At 74.7% G+C, this 17,933-nt stretch carries 13 protein-coding genes and 1 pseudogene; 4 read left to right on the forward strand and 10 right to left on the reverse strand.

Annotated elements, in window-relative coordinates; translation table 11 throughout:
• A pseudogene (locus tag VKZ81_RS02305) lies at positions 1-554 on the forward strand (transposase family protein); the annotation flags it as partial.
• A 168-nt stretch (positions 555-722) separates the two neighbouring features.
• Entirely contained in the window at positions 723-2,279 is a 1,557-nt protein-coding gene (locus tag VKZ81_RS02310; protein ID WP_324239693.1) for a PucR family transcriptional regulator, read from the forward strand.
• An 88-nt stretch (positions 2,280-2,367) separates the two neighbouring features.
• Here the strand turns inward: VKZ81_RS02310 and VKZ81_RS02315 are convergent, their stop codons facing one another.
• Both VKZ81_RS02315 and VKZ81_RS02320 read right to left on the reverse strand, forming a co-directional pair.
• Positions 2,368-3,234, reverse strand: coding sequence for a polysaccharide deacetylase family protein (locus VKZ81_RS02315; RefSeq protein WP_324239694.1), 867 nt, complete (start codon positions 3,232-3,234; stop codon positions 2,368-2,370).
• Positions 3,231-3,857 (reverse strand): urea carboxylase-associated family protein, encoded by a 627-nt coding sequence (locus VKZ81_RS02320; RefSeq protein WP_324239695.1) that lies wholly within the window; start codon positions 3,855-3,857, stop codon positions 3,231-3,233. The genes VKZ81_RS02315 and VKZ81_RS02320 overlap by 4 nt, the downstream gene beginning before the upstream one ends.
• A gap of 130 nt (positions 3,858-3,987) precedes the next feature.
• On the opposite strand from VKZ81_RS02320, the gene VKZ81_RS02325 reads away from it, so the two are divergent.
• Positions 3,988-4,512 (forward strand): pyridoxamine 5'-phosphate oxidase family protein, encoded by a 525-nt coding sequence (locus tag VKZ81_RS02325; protein WP_324239696.1) that lies wholly within the window; start codon positions 3,988-3,990, stop codon positions 4,510-4,512.
• A 28-nt stretch (positions 4,513-4,540) separates the two neighbouring features.
• Here the strand turns inward: VKZ81_RS02325 and VKZ81_RS02330 are convergent, their stop codons facing one another.
• The 4 genes from VKZ81_RS02330 to VKZ81_RS02345 form a co-directional block, all read right to left on the reverse strand.
• Positions 4,541-5,659: an NADH:flavin oxidoreductase gene (locus tag VKZ81_RS02330; protein ID WP_324239697.1), complete on the reverse strand. Its 1,119-nt coding sequence runs from the start codon at positions 5,657-5,659 to the stop codon at positions 4,541-4,543.
• 79 nt (positions 5,660-5,738) lie between these two features.
• A complete protein-coding gene (locus tag VKZ81_RS02335) occupies positions 5,739-6,374 on the reverse strand; it encodes a SanA/YdcF family protein (protein ID WP_324239698.1) in 636 nt (211 codons plus the stop codon).
• Positions 6,371-8,422, reverse strand: a complete 2,052-nt coding sequence (locus tag VKZ81_RS02340) for an NAD(+) synthase (protein WP_324239699.1) — start codon at positions 8,420-8,422, stop codon at positions 6,371-6,373. The genes VKZ81_RS02335 and VKZ81_RS02340 overlap by 4 nt, the downstream gene beginning before the upstream one ends.
• Positions 8,423-8,801: 379 nt before the next feature.
• The gene (locus VKZ81_RS02345; protein ID WP_324239727.1) at positions 8,802-10,691 is read right to left on the reverse strand and encodes an ABC transporter ATP-binding protein; all 1,890 of its coding nucleotides are present in this window, start codon (positions 10,689-10,691) and stop codon (positions 8,802-8,804) included.
• 364 nt (positions 10,692-11,055) lie between these two features.
• On the opposite strand from VKZ81_RS02345, the gene VKZ81_RS02350 reads away from it, so the two are divergent.
• Positions 11,056-12,555, forward strand: coding sequence for an Nramp family divalent metal transporter (locus VKZ81_RS02350; protein ID WP_324239700.1), 1,500 nt, complete (start codon positions 11,056-11,058; stop codon positions 12,553-12,555).
• A gap of 11 nt (positions 12,556-12,566) precedes the next feature.
• Here the strand turns inward: VKZ81_RS02350 and VKZ81_RS02355 are convergent, their stop codons facing one another.
• The 4 genes from VKZ81_RS02355 to VKZ81_RS02370 all read right to left on the reverse strand — a co-directional run bounded on the left by VKZ81_RS02355 (position 12,567) and on the right by VKZ81_RS02370 (position 17,920).
• Complete coding sequence (locus tag VKZ81_RS02355) at positions 12,567-13,592, reverse strand: CopD family protein (protein ID WP_324239701.1); 1,026 nt, start codon at positions 13,590-13,592, stop codon at positions 12,567-12,569.
• Positions 13,586-15,745 (reverse strand): DUF1996 domain-containing protein, encoded by a 2,160-nt coding sequence (locus tag VKZ81_RS02360; RefSeq protein WP_324239702.1) that lies wholly within the window; start codon positions 15,743-15,745, stop codon positions 13,586-13,588. The genes VKZ81_RS02355 and VKZ81_RS02360 overlap by 7 nt, the downstream gene beginning before the upstream one ends.
• Before the next feature lie 66 nt (positions 15,746-15,811).
• Positions 15,812-17,155, reverse strand: coding sequence for a ferredoxin reductase family protein (locus VKZ81_RS02365; RefSeq protein WP_324239703.1), 1,344 nt, complete (start codon positions 17,153-17,155; stop codon positions 15,812-15,814).
• A gap of 18 nt (positions 17,156-17,173) precedes the next feature.
• The gene (locus VKZ81_RS02370; protein WP_324239704.1) at positions 17,174-17,920 is read right to left on the reverse strand and encodes a cupredoxin domain-containing protein; all 747 of its coding nucleotides are present in this window, start codon (positions 17,918-17,920) and stop codon (positions 17,174-17,176) included.
• Positions 17,921-17,933: the final 13 nt, after the last annotated feature.

Below are 17,933 nucleotides of genomic sequence, written 5' to 3' on the forward strand. Positions count from 1 at the left end.
GCCACCCCGGTCGCCCGGCTGGCCGCCGACGCCCGCATCAGCATCGCCACCGCCTACCGGTATCTGCACGAGGGCATCACCGTGCTCGCCGCCCAAGCCCCTGACCTGCACGAGGTACTCGATCAGCGGCTCGCGGCCGGGGACACCCACGTGATCGTGGACGGCACCGCGATCCGCACCACCCGGGTCGCCGGGAAGGTGATCATCTGGCCGCCGCCCGCGAACACCACCTCATCAGCCCACTCAGCGCGGCCACAGCCCGCGGGCTGGTGACCCTGGCCGACAAGGCCTACCAGGCAGCCGGCATCGGCATCCTGACCCCGATCAAGGGCCTGCCGGGCAACCACCCGCTACGCGGCCACCCGCTCAACCCCAGCCAGCAGGCCTACAACCTGCTCCACACCTGCCTACGCGGCCTCGGTGAACGGGCCATGGCCATGTTGAAGACCCGGTGGCGGGCCCTGCAACGCGTCACCCTCAGCCCCAGCCGCATCGGCGCCATCACCCAAGCGGCCCTGGTCCTGACCCAACAGGAACACCAGGGCCGCTACTGAGAACACCTCATTCATGAAGCCCACGTTCATGAATGTGGCTTTCCTGAACTCCGCTCAGCGGTGGGATGACGCCTCCGTGTGCGCCGCGGGTTCTGGCAAGCAGGAAGCGGGCCGCGGGTGGGCTGGAGGAACATCTAGGTTCGGCCTGTGGCTGGATAGGTTTCCACCGTGCTGACGATCCGGTCCCTCCTCGCCGACCCGGCGCTCGAGCTGCGCCTGCTCGTCCCGGGGCCGGAGGGCGCGCTGGACGCCGAGATCGTGTGGGTGCACAACACCGAGCTGGCCGACCCGTCCCGCTACGTCCGCGAGCGCGAGCTCGTGCTCACCAACGGGCTGTGGCTGGGGGCGGCGGAGCCGGCCGGGTTCGTGGCGGGTGTGCAGCACGCCGGCGGGGCGGGGATCGTGTTCGGGCTGCGCGCGGAGCGGACGAGCACCCCCGCGGAGCTGATCGAGGCCTGCGCGGCCGCGGGCATGCCGCTGCTGGAGATCTCCGTCGACGTGCCGTTCACGGCGATCACGCGGGCGGCCGCGGCCAGCTACGCGGCCGAGCGCCAGGAGGCACTGGTCGGGCTGGTACGCCGGGGCAACGCGCTGGCCGCGGCGATCTCCCACGGGGCGGGCGCATCCGGGGTCCTCGAGGTGCTGCGCCGCGACCACGACCTGCCGCTCGCGGTCGTCGACCGGATGGGGCGCCTGCTCGGCGCGGCAGGTGCCCACCTCGACGCCGAGCAGGCCGGCACCGCGGCGCGGGCGCTCGCCCGCCGCCCGCGCCCGCTCGAGGTCGACCTCGGCTCCGCGGGCCGAGCCACCATCTACCCGGTCGGCGCGGTCGGCGACGTCGATGCCGCCCTGCTGTGCCTGCGCCCGGTCACCGAGCTGGACCGGGCCGAACGCGACGCGCTGGAGCAGGCGGCGCGGTTCCTGTCCCTCGAGGTCGCGCGCCGGCAGACCGTGCAGGCCATCGAGCAGCGCTTCGCCAGCGAGCTGCTCGACATGGTGCTCTCCGGCGCGCAGCGGGCGGCCGAGGTCCCCGGCCGGCTACGGGCCTTCGGCGTCGACCCGGACGCGCCGCTCGCCGTGTGCGCCGTCGCGTTCCGGTCCGGCGACCCGACCCTCCCGGGCATGGTCGAGTCGATCACGGACTTCTTCCTGGCCGAGAGCCTGCCCGCCCTCGTCGCGGGCGGCACCCAGGACGTCGTCGCCGTGCTGCCCTGGCGGCAGCAGGCTGCCGAGCTGTCCGCGCTCGCCGCCCGCCTCGTCGCCGCGCTGGCCACCCGCTTCCCCGACCGCGACCCGGTCGCCGGGCTCGGCGGCCCGGCGGCGAACGCGGCCGAGCTGCGCGAGCCGCTGGCGCAGGCCCGGGAGGCGGCGCGCGTGCTGCGCTCGCGGCGGGGCGGCGCCGCGGTGACCACGTTCGCCGAGCTCGGCGGCTACCGGCTCCTGCTCGGCCTGCTCGAACCCGACCAGCTGCAGCGGTTCGCCGACGCCGTGCTCGCGCCGCTGCGCGAGCACGACCGCCGCCGCGGCGGGGAGCTGGAGGCGACGCTGCGGGCGTTCCTCGACCACGACGGCCATTGGGCGGCCACCGCCGAGGCCCTGTACGTGCACGTCAACACGTTGCGCAACCGACTCGCCCGCATCGCGGAGCTCACCGGCCGGGACGTGACGCGCACGGCGGACCGCGTCGACCTCTTCCTCGCGCTCGAGGCGTCGAGGCCGCGGTGACCCGCCGGCGCGGCCGGAGCCGCGACGGCCGCTCCGGTCCGACGGGATGACCGGCGAGCCCCCGCGCCCGCCTCGGCAACGCAGCGCCTCAGTCGTAGGGCTGCAGCGCCTCCTCCGGGATGGGCGCCGGCGTGCGGCGCGGGAGGGCCGGGTCGGCCAGCGCCGCTTCGGCCACGTCGCGGCAGCGGGCGAAGCGCACGTCGCCGCGGTCGAGGGCGAACTCGATCAGCGTGCGCAGCGCGACGATCCGGCTCGGCCGCCCGGACAGGAACGGGTGGCAGCACAGGTTGAACAGGCACCGGTAGCGCCGCATCGCGTCCAGCTCGTCGCACCACATGCCCAGCACCGTGGACGGCGCGGTGATCACCGAGCCGACCTGCGGGGCGGGCAGGAACGCGTACTGCTCCCAGTCGTCGAGCGACCAGTGCACCGGCAGCTCGGCGATCTCGCGCCCGTCCGCGGCGAGCCGGTAGGGCCGGTCATCGGCCATGAGCGACGAGTCGTACAGCAGGCCGTGCTCGGCCACCAGCCCGGGCGTGTGCCAGGTCGCCTCCCACAGCGCCGCCCGGTGCCCGCTGATCGGGATGCCCTGCTCGGCGAACACCTCGAGCGCCCGCTCGAAGTCGGCGCGCTCCTGCTCGGGCGTCATCTGCGTGGGCGGGCGGTGGGAGTAGGAGTGGTGGGCGACCTCGTGGCCACGCTCCACGATCGACGCGGCGAGGCCGGGCCGCTGCTGCGCCACCCACCCGGGGACGAAGAACGTGGCGGGGACGCCGAGCTCGTCGAGCAGGTCGAGGATCCGGGGCACGCCGACGTCGGGGCCGTAGGCCTGGTGCGACATCGTCGACAGGTGATCGGCGTAGCCCCGGCCCGCCGCGAGGACCGGCGTCTCCGCGTCGACGTCGAAGGTCAGGGTCGCGATCGCCGCCGCGTCGCCGTGCCAGCTTCCGCTCATGAACGCCCACCCTGCAGCACCTCGACGGCGAGCGGGGCGGGCGCCCCGCGGTTGATGCCGACCAGGTCCTGCGGGCACGACGACACCACGACCACCGCGTCCAGCTCGGCGCGGAACGTGACCGCGTCCCCCGCCCCGGTCGGCGCGGGCAGCCACGACAGCGTGCCGTCCGCGGCGACCGGGATCCGCATGAACACGTTGATCGGCTGCGGCGTCGGGCCGGTGTAGCCGTGGCCGACCGCCGCGAGGGCCTCCCGCATGTTGGTCGCGCACGACCGGTGGTCGGGGGCACCGAGCTGGGCGTAGCGCTGCGGGTCGCACGCCGCGATCAGCATGTCGTGCACCCCGGGCGAGGTGTCGGCGACGAGGGTGAGGATCGGGCGCCTGCGGTCGGTCAGGAACGGCTCGCCGACCGCGGGGAACAGCCGGTTCGTCGCCGCGCGGGTGTGCGCGGCGCTGTGGTGCTCGTTGCCGTGCTGGTCCCCGTCGACGAACGCGAAGACGTCGCCGACCTGCCCGCCCGTCACGTCGACGACCCGGACCAGCTCGCCGGCGCGGACGCGCACCGCGCGCCCGGTGCCGCCGGGGACCTCGATGCGCCGCGTGATCGTGTCGCTCTGCATGCCTCCACCCAACCTCCGGACCGGCCGGCGCGGCGATGGCGGAATCTCCACCGAACCGCCCGCACACCGGGTGAAGCTCCAGGGCGATTCCTGGCCTGGTTCTGTCACGTTTCGCTGCGACGCTCGGGGCGTGTACGAGACCGAATCCGAACTGCGTGACCTGCAGAACCTGATGGACGCCTCGCTCTCGCGGTCGACGGCGCACCTGCGCTCGATCGTCACCGGCGAGCGCAGCCTCGGCGCCGACCAGCTGGTGCGGGTGCTCAGCGGGATGTGCGTGCTCGCGCTGTCCACCGTGACGGCGGCGGGGGAGCCGCGGGTGAGCGCCGTCGACGGCCACTTCCTGCACGGCCGCTGGGTGTTCGGCACGGCGCGCGGCGCCGCCAAGGCCCGGCACCTGCGGGCGCGGCCGGCGGCGAGCGTCGCGCACCTGCGCGGGGAGGACCTGGGGGTGTTCGTCCACGGCACGGTCGAGGAACTCGTCGCCGCGGACGGCACCACCCACCCCGACTGGCCGCCGATCCGCGAGCACCTGTACGGCAGCTACGGCGACTCGTCGTTCGACTGGAACGAGGTCGTCTACTACCGGCTGCAGCCGACGTGGATGACGGTCTACGCGCCCGACCCGGACCGGCTGCTCGCGCAGGCCGCGTAGCGGCCGGTCCGGGTCCGGGGCGCCGGCTTCAGCGAGCGGCCCGCCGGCGGCGGGCGTTCTCCAGCGTCACGCGCGGGGACAGCAGCGCGCGGTCGAACGGCTCGAGCGGGGTCCCGTCGGCCAGCCGGCGCGGCAGGTCGGGGTTGGCGAGGGCGCCGCGGCCCACGGCGAGCAGGTCGGCGTGGCCGTCGGCCAGCACCTGCTCGGCCTGGTCCGGGTCGTGCATGCCGCCGTTGGCGATCACCGGCAGCCCGGTCGTGCTGCGGGCGAGGCCCGTGGTCGTGCACCCGCCGTCGAGCAGCGCGGTCTCGAGGAACGCCCGCCCTTCGCTGGCGATGTGCAGGTAGTCGGCGCGGGCGTCGGCGAGCGCGGTGTAGATCGTCTCGGCCTCCCGGCGGCCGCCCGGCCAGCGGTACTCGAAGTCGTTGACCTTGGTCTGCGACAGCCGCACCCCGACCACGAACTCCGAGCCCACCGCGGCCCGGACGGCGCCGGTCACCTCGGCGGCGAGCCGCACCCGGTTCGCGGGCGAGCCGCCGTAGGCGTCGGTGCGCCGGTTCGTGTACTCGGTGAGGAACTGGTCGAGCAGGTAGCCGTTGGCGGCGTGGATCTCCACACCGTCGAAGCCCGCGTCCCGGGCCCGCACCGCGGCGGCGGCGAAGCCCTCCACGATCCGCTCCAGGTCCGCGGCGGTGAGCTCGGCCGGGACGGGCCACGGCCCGCTGCCGCCGTACTCCGGCATCATCTCCCCGCGCGGCTGCACCGCCGAGGGACCGACCGTGCCGGTGCGGTGCGCGTTGCCCTGCGACAGCGCGCCCGCGTGCATGAGCTGCGCGATCAGCACGGCGCCCGCGGCGTGCACCCGCTCGGTGACGGCCCGCCAGCCCGCGACGTGCGCGTCGGTCGCCAGGCCCGGCTGGTTGAGGTAGCCCTGGCTGTACTCGGTGTCCGGGTAGGTGCCCTCGGTGACGATCAGGCCGAACCCGCCCTCGGCGAACTCGCCGTAGTAGTCGGCCATCTCGGGCGTCGGGACGCCCTCCGGGGTCGCGGAGGTGCGGGTCATGGGCGCCACCGCCAGCCGGTTGCGCAGGTCGTGCACGCCGAGCCGGGCGGGGGCGAGCGCGGGATGGGTGGTCGTCGTGGTCATGCGCCCCAGTCAAGGCCGCGCGACCCCCGATTTGCGATGGAGGAACCTCCAGGAACCCGGCTCACCGATGGATGAACACTCAGGCGCGGGGCGCGCGCAGGGCGTCGGCGAGCGTGCCGGTCGGCGGGCTCATCTGCTGCGGTTCCGGCCGCAGGAGCGTGTCGCCGAGGGCCTTGACCGCGGCCGGGATCTCGCGCAACCACCCGTAGACGGTGGCGAGGCCGCGCGCCTGCATGCTCGCGTCGCCCACCCCGGTGGCGTCGATGCCCGCGGCGGTGCACAGCACGACCGCCCGCGGCAGGTGGAACCGCTGCGTGACGACGATCGCCGAGCGCACCCCGTACACCTCGCGCGCCCGCACGCACGAGTCCCACGTCCGGAAGCCCGCGTCGTCGCCGACGATCTTGGCGTCGGGCACGCCCGCGGCGAGCAGGTACCGGCGCATCGCCACGGGTTCCTGGTCGGCGCCGCTGACCAGCACGGCGTCGACCGTGCCGCGGTGGTAGAGGTCGGCGGCGATGTCGAGGCGGCGCGCCAGCAGCATGCTCGGGTGGCCGTCGCGGCGCAGCCCCGCCCCCAGCACCAGCGCGACGGGCCGGGCGTCGGCCCGGTCGGCGGTCGTGCGCCTGCCGTCGGTGGACAGGGCGAACCACGCCAGCGGCGTGGTGACCAGCAGCGGCACCAGCAGGGCCAGGGCCCAGGCTCTCCGGATCACGCGCCCCAGTCTGCCGGGACCTCGTTGTGGATCTCGTCAAGCCAGATGCGGGCCGACATGTCCGACGGCGCCCGCCAGTCGCCCCGTGGCGACAGCGACCCGCCCGCCGCGACCTTCGGTCCGTTCGGCAGCGCCGACCGCTTGAACTGGCTGAACCCGTAGAACCGCTGCGCGAACACCTCGAGCCAGTGCTTGATCTCGGCGAGCGTGTACGAGGGGCGCTCGTCGTCGGGGAACCCGACGGGCCAGTCGCCCTTCTGCGGGTCGTGCCACGCGTGCCAGGCGAGGAAGGCGATCTTGGAGGGGCGGAAGCCGTAGCGCAGGACGTGGAACAGCGAGAAGTCCTGCAGCGCGTACGGCCCGACCTTCGCCTCGCTGCTCTGCACCTCCTCGTCCTCGCCCGTGGGCACCAGCTCCGGCGTGATCTCGGTGTCGAGGACGTCGGTGAGCACCGCGTTGACGTCGTCGTCGAACTGCTTCGACGACACCACCCATCGGATGAGGTGCTGGATCAGCGTCTTCGGCACCCCGCCGTTGACGTTGTAGTGCGACATCTGGTCGCCCACGCCGTAGGTGGACCAGCCGAGCGCCAGCTCCGACAGGTCGCCGGTGCCGAGCACGATCCCGCCGCGCTGGTTGGCCGCCCGGAACAGGTAGTCGGTGCGCAGCCCGGCCTGGACGTTCTCGAAGGTCACGTCGTACACCGGCTCGCCCTGCGAGAAGGGGTGCTGCAGGTTGGTGAGCATCAGCCGGGCGGTCTCGGTGATGTCGAGCTCCTCGAACGTGATCCCGAGCGCCTCGGCGAGCCGGGTGGCGTTGCCCTTGGTGCGGGTCCCGGTGGCGAACCCGGGCAGCGTGAACCCGAGGATGTCGCTGCGCGGCCGGCCCAGCCGGTCCATCGCCTTCGCCGCGACGATCAGCGCGTGCGTCGAGTCCAGCCCGCCGGACACGCCGATGACGAGCTTCGGCTGCCCGATCGCCCGCATCCGCTGCTCGAGGCCCGACACCTGGATGCTGTAGGCCTCGTAGCAGTCCTGCTCGAGCCGGGACTCGTCGTTCGGCACGAACGGGAACCGCTCGACCTCCCGCAGGAACCCGATGTCGCCATCCGGCGGGTCCAGCCGGAACCGCACCCGCCGGAACGCATCGGTGCGGTCGGCGTGGTGGCGCCGGTTGTCGTCGAACGTGCCCATCCGGGCCCGCTCGGCCCGCAACAGGTCCAGGTCGACGTCGGCCACCGACCGGCGCGGGCCGTTCGGGAACCGCTCGGTCTCGGCGAGCAGCACCCCGTTCTCCCAGATCATCGTCTGGCCGTCCCACGACAGGTCCGTGGTGGACTCGCCCTCGCCCGCCGCCGAGTAGACGTAGGCGGCGAGGCACCGCGACGACGCCGACCGCGCGAGCAGCTTGCGGTCCTCGGCCCGGCCCACCGTGATCGGGCTGCCCGAGAGGTTGGCGAGCACCGTCGCGCCCGCGAGCGCCGCCTCCGCGCTGGGCGGGATCGGCACCCACATGTCCTCGCACACCTCGACGTGCAGCACGAAGCCCGGCACGTCGTCGGCGGCGAACAGCAGGTCCGGTCCGAACGGCACCTCCTCGTCGCCGACGCGCAGCGTGCCGCGCACGTCGTCGCCCGGCGCCAGCTGCCGCCGCTCGTAGAACTCCCGGTACGTCGGCAGGTACGACTTCGGCGCCACGCCGAGCACCCGGCCGCGGTGGATGACGACCGCGGTGTTGTAGATCCGGTGCCGGTAGCGCAGGGGCGCCCCGACGACGAGGACGGGAAGCAGATCCGCCGACCCCGCCACCACCTGCAGCAGCGCCCGCTCGACGGCGTCGAGCAGCGTGTCCTGCATGAGGATGTCCTCGATCGAGTAGCCCGACAGCGTGAGCTCGGGGAAGACCGCGAGGCCCACCCCGTCGTCGTGGCACCCGCGTGCGGACTGCAGCACCGCCTCGGCGTTCGCCGCGGGCTGGGCGATCGAGGTGTGGATCGTGCAGGAGGCGACCCGGAGGAAGCCGTGCCGGTAGGGGGAGCGGAAGTCCACGTGTCGAGTCTGCCGGAGGGGGATCACCCCTGCAGCGCGCCGCCCACCGTTCGCGGCAACCGGGACGACGACGTGTGCGCCGAGCAGGTCGCGGCGTTCGCCGAGCCCGACGCGGGCGCACCCAGGCCGGGACCTGCCCGGGCCGAGGGCGCGACTCGCCGGCACAGAGGGCGCGACTCGCCGTATCCCGAGCTCGACTCGTGCGCCTCGGCCCGCGACTCGCCGCCACCGAGAGCCCGACTCGGCCGCGCTGAGGGCCCAACTCGCGCGCACCGAGGGCGCGACTCGCCCGCACCAGGACCGCGACTCGCCGAGGCTGACCCGCGACTCGCGTCTCCGCCCGGCCGAGACCCCTCAGCTCGGCCGGGCGGCTGCCGGTTCAGCTGCCGGCGAGCGCGACGGCGGGTCGCGAGTCGGGCTGGTCGAACTGCGTGCGGTGCAGCTCGGCGTAGCGCCCTCCGCGGGCGAGGAGCTCGGTGTGGGTGCCGCGCTCCACGATGCGGCCCGCCTCGAGCACGAGGATCTGGTCGGCGGCGCGGATGGTGGACAGTCGGTGGGCGATCACGATGGCCGTGCGGCCCTCGAGGGCCTCGCCCAGCGCCTCCTGCACCGCGGCCTCGGAGGTGGAGTCGAGGTGGGCGGTGGCCTCGTCGAGCACCACGATCCGCGGCTTCGCCAGCAGCAGGCGGGCGATCGTGAGCCGCTGCCGCTCGCCGCCGGAGAGCCGGTAGCCGCGCTCGCCGACGACCGTGTCGAGGCCGTCGGGCAGCGACGCCACCAGGTCGGCGAGCCGGGCCCGCTCCAGGGCGTCCCAGATCTCGGCGTCGGTGGCCTCGGGCGCGGCCAGCAGCAGGTTGGCCCGGATCGACTCGTGGAACAGGTGCCCGTCCTGGGTGACGAGGCCGACCGCGCCGCGGATCGAGTCGAACGACAGGTTGCGCACGTCCACCCCGCCGATCTCCACCGCCCCGGCGTCGACGTCGTAGAGGCGGGGGAGCAGCTGGGCGATGGTGGACTTGCCCGCGCCCGACGAGCCGACCAGCGCGATCATCTGGCCCGGCTCGGCGCGGAACGACACGTCGTGCAGCACCTGCTCGCCGCCGCGGGTGTCGAGCCGCGCGACCTCCTCCAGCGACGCCAGCGACACCTTGTCGGCCGACGGGTAGGCGAAGTCGACGTGGCCGAACTCGACCGACAGCGGCCCGTCGGGCAGCGGCTCGGGGTGCTCCGGCTCCGCGACCAGCGGCGGCAGGTCCAGGACCTCGAACACCCGCTCGAAGCTCACCAGCGCGCTCATCACCTCGACGCGGGCGCTCGCGAGCGCCGTGAGCGGGGCGTACAGGCGGGTGAGCAGCAGCGCGAGCGCCACGACGTCGCCGGGGCTCACGCCGCCGGTCAGCGCCAGCCAGCCGCCGACCCCGTAGACGAGCGCCAGCGCGAGCGCCGAGACGAGCGTGAGCGCCGAGACGAACACCCACTGCACCATCGCGGTGCGCACGCCGATGTCGCGCACGCGGGCGGCGCGCGCCACGAACTCGCGCGTCTCGTCGGCGGGCCGGCCGAACAGCTTGATGAGCGTGGCGCCGGGGGCGGAGAACCGCTCGGTCATCTGGGTGCCCATGGCGGCGTTGTGGTCGGCCGCCTCCCGCTCCAGCGAGGCCAGCCTGCGGCCCATCCGGCGGGCGGGCAGGACGAACAGCGGCAGCAGCACGAGGGCGAGCACCGTGACCTGCCACGACAGGCTGAGCATCACCCCGAGCGTGAGCGCGAGCTGCACGAGGTTGCCGACGACGCCCGAGAGCGTGTCGCTGAACGCGCGCTGCGCGCCGATGACGTCGTTGTTGAGCCGGCTCACCAGCGCGCCGGTGCGGGTGCGGGTGAAGAACGCGACGGGTTGGCGCTGGACGTGGTCGAACACCGCGGCCCGCAGGTCGAGGATGAGCCCTTCGCCCAGGGTGGCCGACAGCCAGCGCTGCAGGATGCCGCCGCCCGCCTCCGCGACCGCGATGGCGGCGATCAGCAGGGCGAGCCCGACGACGGTGCCGACCGTGCCGCCGCTGCCGATGACGTCGAACACCCGCCCCGCGAGGACGGGGGTGGCCACGGCGAGCGCCGCCACGACGACGCTCACCAGCAGGAACGCCGCGATCCGCCCGCGGTGGGGCCGGGCGAACGCGCCGATGCGGCGCAGCGTGGCCCGGGAGAACGGCCGCCTCTCCTCCTCGGCGTGGGCAGCCCGGTACACCGAGTGCCACGCCACCATCTCCATGCTCACGTGCCGCTCCTCGTCTCCGTCGCCACCCGCCGGATGCGACCGCTCCGCCCGCCGGAAGTCATCGGTGGGGGGACGGTGGGAGTGTGGCGAGGGGGTCTGACAGTTCTGTTCGGGCGTGCTCGGCCCGATCCGTCGGTCGTCGCCGACGCTAGGAGTTCAAGTGAGGTTCAGGTCAAGCGTCGGGACGAGAGCCGGTCGTCCGCGCTGGTAGCGGGCGTGGTGAGGCCCGTGTCGCGGGCTGGGTGAGGCGCACGCCGTCGGCGATGGTGCGGCACGCGGGTGACGGCCCTTGACCCGGTGGTGTGACCAGGATCACGCTCTGTGCACCGTCGAGGCATCGACCTGGTCGGAGGTCGCGATGACCGGGATGCAGGGAACGACCCGTCCGCTCGGGGTCAGCCGCCCGGACCTGGCGGTAGCCGACCTCCCGACCCCGGAGGAGGTCTTCGGGGTCCGCCGGATCGGGGCGCGCGAGCTCGTGGTGTACGCGATCGGGCCCAGCCTGATCGCGCTCGGCGTCTCGATCGGCAGCGGCGAGTGGCTGCTCGGCCCGCAGGCCGTCGGGGAGTACGGCTTCATCGGCGTCGGCTGGGTGATCCTCGTCTCGGCGCTGCTGCAGACGTTCTACAACGTCGAGTGCGCCCGCTACATCGTCGCGACCGGCGAGACGAACACGATCGGCTGGGGGCGCGTCCCGCCCGGCAAGGCGCTGTGGGTGCCGCTCTCGGCGTTCATCGTGATCTTCGCGTTCATCGCGGGCGGCTGGGCCGCCTCGGCGGGTCAGGGCCTGTTCGCCCTCGTCAACGGCCGGGTCGCCGAGTCGGACGAGATGCAGCAGACGCGCTGGTACGCGATCGGGCTGCTCGTCGTCGTCTTCCTGATCGCCGCGGCCGCCCACCGGGTCAGCAGGGCGCTCGAGCTGGCCAACTGGGTCATGGTGGTCACGATCCTGCTGACCCTGATCGTCGTGGACCTGGCCGTCGTGCCGTGGAGCGTGTGGTGGGAGGGCATCCGGGGGTTCGTCACCCCCGCCGCACCGCCGCCGGGCATCAGCGCCACCCAGCTCGGTGGCCTCGCCGGCTTCACCGCGCTCGCCTCCGGGCTGAACTGGTACCTGATGAGCCACTACCGCGACAAGGGCTACGGGATGGGGTGGCGCACCGGGTTCATCGCCGGCCTGCGCGGCGGGCAGCGCGAGCTGCTGTCCACCGGCGTCACGTTCCCGGACGACGAGCGCAACGCAGCCCTGTGGCGGCGCTGGTACCGCCTGCTCATGGTCGACATGTGGGGCGTGTTCTTCGTCGGCGCGATCCTCGGCATGCTGCTGCCGACGGTGCTCATGTCGCAGGCGGTCGCGCTGTCGGGCGAGCAGCCCACCACCGCCACCGTACCGACGTTCGTCGCGAGCGCGCTGGCACCCGAGTACGGCCAGGGGATGTTCTACCTGATGCTGCTGATCGGCGTGCTCGTGCTGTTCTCCACGCAGCTGGGCATCTTCGAGGCGCTCGTGCGGGTCGTCACCGACGCCGCGCCCGCGGTGAGCCCTCGGCTGCGCGGCCTGATCGAGAGCGACCCGCGGCGCTTCTACTACCCGTTCATGATCGCGATGTTGGTGGTGATCTCGATCGTCATCCACCTCGCGCTGCCGGTCGCGCTCGTGCAGTTCTCGGCGAACATGTCGAACCTGGGCGCGCTGATCTACCCGTTCCTGCTCATGTACCTCAACAGCAAGCTGCCCAGGCCCGCCCGGCCGCGCCCGTGGCACTACGTGTTGCTGGTGCTGAACTTCCTGTTCTTCGGCTTCTTCTTCGTCAACTTCGTCGCCGACTTCTTCGGCGACCCGCTGATCGTCTTCTGACGCCGGCCGCTTCAGTGCCCGCCGCCCGTCTGCGCGAGGGCGGCGGCGAGGCCGAGCGCCACGGTCATCAGCGTGACCTCGGCGCCCGCCCACAGCAGCAGCGGCACGCGGCTCGCCGCCATCCGGCGGCGGGTGAGCCAGCCCAGGAACCCGATCGCGCCGAGGGCCGCCGCCTTCACCGCCACCAGCCGGCCGGTGCCGGTGGCGAGGTAGAGGTGTACCGCCGCCTCCCAGCGCACGTGCGCGAGCACGGGCGGCAGCCGGACGACGGCGGCGAGCACGCCGCTCGCCGCCACGGCGGCGATGCAGGCCGCGGCGAGCCGCGAGAACCGCGGCAGCACGGCGACCAGCAGGCCGCGCCGCGGGGCGATGAGCAGGAGGATCGCGCCGAGGCCGCCGACCCACGCCGCGGCCGCGGCCACGTGCAGCCCGACACCGAGCACGGCCACCACCTGGTAGGCGTGCGCGGCGGCGGAGTGGCCGGTGACCGCCGGGGTGATCACGGCGAACAGCGCGGCCGCGAGCACCACCCGCGGCCCGACGAGCGCGGGCCTGCGCACCCGGACGGCCGCGCCCACCAGCACGAGCGCCGTCGTGCCCGCGACGAGCGCCATGCCCTGGCCCGCGCCGAGCCGGGTGGCCCACGCGACCAGCTCGTCCGCCCCGAGCGCGGTGACCGGGCGGGCGAACGCGGCGGACGCGCCGACGACGGCCGCGACCAGCACGGCCACCACCCACGCCCCCGCGGCGGCGAGCGCCGCCCGCCGCGCGAGCGGGAGTACCGGCGCCGCCCTGCGGTCCCCGGCCGGGACGAGCACCTCGAGCAGCGCGATGCCGACGACCGCGACGCCCGCCACGTCCATCACCGCGCGGGACACCGTGACCGCGACGGCCCCGGCCGCGGGCGGCACGCCGTCGGCCTCCGCGGCGAGCCACAGCCCGGCGCCGGTGGCCCCCAGCGCCGCCGCCACCCAACGGCCCACGGGGCCGGCGGCGACCCGCGGGCCGGCGGGGGCACGGGTCGGGGCCGTCAGCACTGCAGACCCTTGTTCAGGCACTCCACGACGGCGTCCATGAGCTCATCCGGCATGCCGTTGACGAAGTCGCCGTGGTCGGTCGCGGGGTGGTGCTGTTGGTCCGGGAAGGAGTCGAGGGCGAAGTTGCGCCCGCCCGGCTGGTCGTAGGCGAGGATCATCCGCAGCTGCGGCACGGCGACCGTGTCCGGCGGGCACGCCCCGGTCTCCTCGTCGGCGAACGCCATGTGCGAGCGGTGGTCCTCCGAGTCGAGGTTCTCGCCGTCCCAGCAGGACGGGAAGTCGAGCACCCGCAGCAGCCTGCTGCCCTCGGGGCACAACGGGTACCGGGTGGTGACCCGGTCCTCGAAGCCGCGGCACGTCCACTGGGCGTGCACGTTGTCCGGGCCGTTCGTCACCGCCTTCGCGTCCCCGGTGATCACGCGCAGCAGCTGGGGCATGGGCGACACCGGCCCGGTGGGGTTGCCGAGGAACTGCAGGACGACCTGCGCCGGCTGCAGGATCTCCCCGACGTTGCCGTCGAGGCCGCCGCCGTCGCGGTTGTCGTCCGGGCCCACCCGCGAGGTGTCGCGCAGCACCGGCCAGAAGAACGTGGAGCGGTTGTCGAGCTCGCAGGTCGTCTCCGACACCAGCAGGTCGCCCGCTTCGGTGGACGCGTCGGTCGCGGTGCTGCCCAGGTAGTCGTGCATGTGCTGGGCGCCGTTGACCTTGCCGGGGGAGGCGATCCAGTTGTCGGAGTTGCGCATCGCGGGGTCGGGGGTGCCGCACTCGGCGATGAAGCTGCCGGTGGAGGCGTTCGCGTCCGGTGCGGGCTCGGAGACGAGCGTCCTGACCTCGCCGATGTCGGCGAAGTCGGAGAGGTCGGGCGGGCCCGCGTCCTCCCGGCCGGGGAACTCCTCGGCGTCGTCGGCGCTCCGGTCCCGGGTGTCGTCGTCGGCCCCGGCGCGCCCGCGGGCCCGGTCGGCCTCGCGCTCGGCGAGCGCCCGGCTCAGCGCCTCCCCGGCGTCGCCCCGGTCGTCCTCGCCGGCCTTCCTCCCAGCGCTTTCCTTCCCGTCGTCGGACGGCTCGTCCTCCTCGTCGGCGTCGTTCTTCTCGGCGACGAGCGCGAGGACGTGCTCCGGGGCGGGGTCGAGCGCGGCGAACCCGGCGCCGACGGCGGCCGACATCGACGGCGCGGGAGGCAACACCGCCGCCTCCAGCTGCGGGGGCAGCGCGAGCACGCCGACCACGAGCAGGCCGAACAGGGCGGGCCCCGCCGGCCCGCGCCGACCCGCGGACCGGCGCCGGTCCGCCCGCGGCGGGGCGGGCGGCCGCGGCGCGGGGAACGGCTGCGGCGGCGGGTGGGCGGCGGGGGAGGGCCCGGCCGGGCGGGGCCGGTCGCGCAGGAGCATGTCGATCAGCGCGCCGGCGCCGAGCACCGCGACGAACGCGAGCACGGCGGCGAGCCACGTCGACACCGAGGCGTCGCGGACCGCGGCCAGGGCGCCGGCGACCCCGCCGCCGCTCGCGGCACCGCTGGTCGCGGTGAGCACGGGGGCCGCCCCGCCGGTCCCGGCCGCAGCCTGGGCCGGGACCGGGGCCGCCGCGGGAGCGGGCGGTTCGGGCAGCGCCGAGAAGTCGACGAGGCCGGTGCTCTCCAGGTACTCGTGGTGGCGGGTGACGAACTGGGCGGCCGTGGTGGCGAACCCGCGGACCAGCTCGTTGCGGGTGCCCGAGCGCACCTCGGCGATGAACGGCAGCACCTTGCCGTGGGCCTGGCGCAGCAGGTTCACCGCGGTGCGGTCGTAGTCGGCGCCCGTGCGTGACGAGATCTCCTCCATCCACGCCTGCTGCTGGGCCGACGGCTGGCTGGGCAGGGTGACCCCGAGCTGGTCGGCGGTGCGACGCACGATCGCGTCGAGCTCGGTGTGCTCGGCCGCGAGCCGCCCGCCCACGTCCTGCACCACCGCGTTCGCGGCCCGCTGCTGCATCTGCTGCCCGGTGGGGGTCTCCCACAGCCCGGCCTGGCGCACCTTCACCAGCAGGTCGACGTCGGCCGCGGTGAGCGGGCCGAACTCGGTCTGCCTGGTGCCGTCGCCGGCCGCCTGCCGGCCCGCCGCGGCATCCTCGGTGCCGCTCGAGCCGAACACCGCGGCCGTGACGATGACGGCCAGCACGAGTGCGCCGGCCCAGCGTGCTGCTGTCGAGACGGGTGATCGCACGGCCCTCGAAGCCCTTCGCGTCTAGAACTGCTCGGTGTGGATGCGGTGCTCGGGCACCCCGAGCTCCTGCAGGCTGCGGGTGACGGTGGTGACGAACCGGGGCGGCCCGCACACGAAGTAGTCGAGCAGGGCGCGTCCCTCCGCCGGCGGGAGCAGCCGCCGCAGCAGCGGCGTGCCGACGTGACCCGACGCACCCGTCCAGCCGGGAGGCGGGTGGCGCAGGACCTCGACGACCGTGAGGTCCAGCTGCCGGGCCAGGTGGGCGAGCTCGTCGCGGAAGATCAGCTCGCCCGGATCACCGGCGGCCCGGACGAGCAGCAGGGGGCGCGGGTCGTGCCGGTCGGCGAGCGTGCGCACCGTGGACAGCATCGGGGTGATCCCGACGCCTGCGGCGATCATGGCGACGCCCGCGGCGGGCTGGGGGAGCAGGTCGACGCTGCACGACCCGTACGGCCCGTCGACCCACACCGGCGTGCCGGGCGGCAGGTTGCGCAGCACGGTGCCGAAGTCGCCGGTGGAGCGCACCGTGAACGCGCACCCGCCGCCCGTGGCCGACGAGGCGATGGTGAACGGGTGCTCCTCGCCGCCGATCCGGCGCAGCCGCAGCCAGGCGAACTGGCCGGGGGCGAACCGCATCGGGGTGCCGCGCGGGTCCAGCACGAGGGTGCAGACGGACTCGGAGTCGTGCCGGACCTCCCGCACGACGTGCTCGGTCGACCGCCGCGCCACCAGCGCGCGCTGGACGAACCCCGCGGCGAGCACCGCGACGAGCGCCACGGGCAGCCACCGCAGCACCGGGTGCGCGAGGAACTCCCCGACCAGCACGACGTGCAGCGCCGACAGCGCGAACGCGGCCAGCCCCAGCACGAGGTGGGCCCAGCGCCACGTCTCGTAGTCGCGGCGCACCTTGCCGCGGAGCACGCCGAGCGCGATCACGGCGCCGAGCGCGAGCGTCCCCACGGTGGCGGCCCTGGCCCGCGGCGGCGCGTACACCCAGGTGAGCAGCAGGAGGTTGTCCAGGTCGGCGGCGATCACGACGGCGACGTGCAGCAGCACGCTCGCCGCGGCGAGCACGCCCGTGCTGCGGTGGGCCGACAGCAGCGCCGTGATGCCGGCGGCCCGCGACAACGCCCGCGGCCTGCACACCAGGACGAACGCGCACACCATCGCCGAGAGCGCGACGAGGCCGGTGAGGTCGGTCAGCACCGCCCACACCGGGGCGGGCCCACCCGCGACCAGGCGGATCGCGGGCGGGGCGAGCAGGACGGCGGCGAACCCGACGAGCCAGCGCCGCACCAGCCGAGCCGCGCCGCGGGCGGCCGCGACCGAGCCCGGCCCGGCCGGGATCTCCAGCGAGCTGGTCACCGCGCGCCACCCCGGGGATCAGTAGCCATCGGACCCACCGCTCGTGCTCTCCCGGCTCGGCGTGGTCGTCCGGTCGCGACCGGAGGCGTCGTGGTCGCCGCGCCGGGACCCGCTCGGGTCGGACGCACCCGACCGGCCCCTCCCGCGCTCCTCGACGATCAAGGTGCCGGTCATCTCGGGGTGCAGGGTGCAGGTGAACTCGTAGCGGCCCGGCGTGCTCGGCGCGGTGAAGGTGGTCGCCTGGTCCTGGTTCAGGTTCGACGTCCGGAAGCTGCCGTCGGCGGCCGTGACGTTGTGCGGCGCGGCGTCGGCGTTCACGACCTGGACCGTGGCACCCGGCGCGACCGTCACCGGCTGGCCGAACGCGAACCCCTTGATCGTGATCGTGGCGTCGGCGGCGCCGGCCGCGCCTGCGGGCGCGGACCGGTCGCAGCCGTCGTCGGCGCTCCCGCCGCGGCAGCCGGCGTTCCCGGCCCCGTCCAGCTCGTCGGGGGAGATCCCCAGCGCGTCGAGCAGGTCCTGCACGGCGGCGACGACCTCGTCCCGGTCGGCCTCCCCGCGGCCGCCCCCGGTCGCGCGCCCGGACTCCTCGTCGCGGTCGGGCGGGCCGCCGTCGGAGGCCGGCACCGCCCCGGACGACGAGACGGGCGCGGGCGCGGCGGCCGGCACCCCGTTCTCGCCGGTGACCATGACGAGGAACACCACGGCGGCGGCGAGCGCGGCCGCGGCGATCCACCTCCGGCTCTTCATCGGATCCATCGGCATCGCCGTCCTCGTG

Source organism: Pseudonocardia sp., assembly GCF_035305885.1.
Classification (GTDB): domain Bacteria; phylum Actinomycetota; class Actinomycetes; order Mycobacteriales; family Pseudonocardiaceae; genus Pseudonocardia.

Coding starts and splice junctions, on each gene's coding strand:
- VKZ81_RS02350 (WP_324239700.1), top strand. CDS start 11,056: ATGACCGGGATGCAGGGAACGACCCGTCCGCTCGGGGTCAGCCGCCCG.
- VKZ81_RS02315 (WP_324239694.1), bottom strand. CDS start 3,234: ATGAGCGGAAGCTGGCACGGCGACGCGGCGGCGATCGCGACCCTGACC.
- VKZ81_RS02370 (WP_324239704.1), bottom strand. CDS start 17,920: ATGCCGATGGATCCGATGAAGAGCCGGAGGTGGATCGCCGCGGCCGCG.
- VKZ81_RS02330 (WP_324239697.1), bottom strand. CDS start 5,659: ATGACCACGACGACCACCCATCCCGCGCTCGCCCCCGCCCGGCTCGGC.
- VKZ81_RS02345 (WP_324239727.1), bottom strand. CDS start 10,691: ATGGAGATGGTGGCGTGGCACTCGGTGTACCGGGCTGCCCACGCCGAG.
- VKZ81_RS02320 (WP_324239695.1), bottom strand. CDS start 3,857: ATGCAGAGCGACACGATCACGCGGCGCATCGAGGTCCCCGGCGGCACC.